This is a genomic window from Rhizobium sp. 01T444 (assembly GCF_056398305.1).
On sequence record NZ_JBFTPD010000190.1, the window covers coordinates 1 to 685 of the forward strand.

At 66.6% G+C, this 685-nt stretch carries 1 protein-coding gene; it reads left to right on the forward strand.

Annotation, left to right across the window (positions count from 1 at the left end; genetic code table 11):
- The coding region (locus AC1DTN_RS37915) for a TRAP transporter large permease subunit (RefSeq protein WP_477925285.1) at positions 1-685 on the forward strand (685 nt) is incomplete at both ends.

Genomic DNA, 685 nt, shown 5'->3' on the forward strand with positions numbered 1-685 from the left:
ACCTCAACCTTCTCATCTTCTTCGTGGGCATCGTGGCGCTTCTGGTCTTCGCCGGCGTGCCGATCGCGTTCGCCTTCGGCCTGGCGACTTTCGGCTACCTCGCCCTGACGACATCGACGCCCACCGTCGTGGTCATCGGCCGCATGGACGARGGCATGTCGCACCTGATCCTGCTGGCGGTGCCGCTGTTCGTSTTYCTCGGCSTGCTSMTCGAGATGACCKSSATGGCSMRSGCSATGGTSGMSTTYCTGGCCAGCCTGCTSGGGCATGTGCGSGGMGGGCTSTCGTAYGTGCTGATCGGCGCGATGTACCTSGTSTCGGGCATYTCSGGCTCSAAGGYGGCSGACATGGCCGCTGTCGCCCCAGTCCTGTTTCCCGAGATGAAACGGCGGGGCGCGGAGGAGGGCGAAATGGTGGCGCTGCTGTCCGCTTCAGGTGCGCAGACCGAGACCATTCCGCCGAGCCTCGTGCTCATCACCATCGGCTCCGTCACCGGCATCTCGATCGCGGATCTGTTCACCGGCGGCATGCTGCCCGGCGTCGTGCTGGCCCTCATGCTCTGCCTGGTGGTCTGGTGGCGCAACCGGTTCACGCGATGCGTCGTGGCCGCACGCGTGGGCTGGGCGCGGGTCGGCCGCTTGTTCCTGTTTGCCGCGCCCGCCCTGGCCTTGCCCTTCGTGATCCG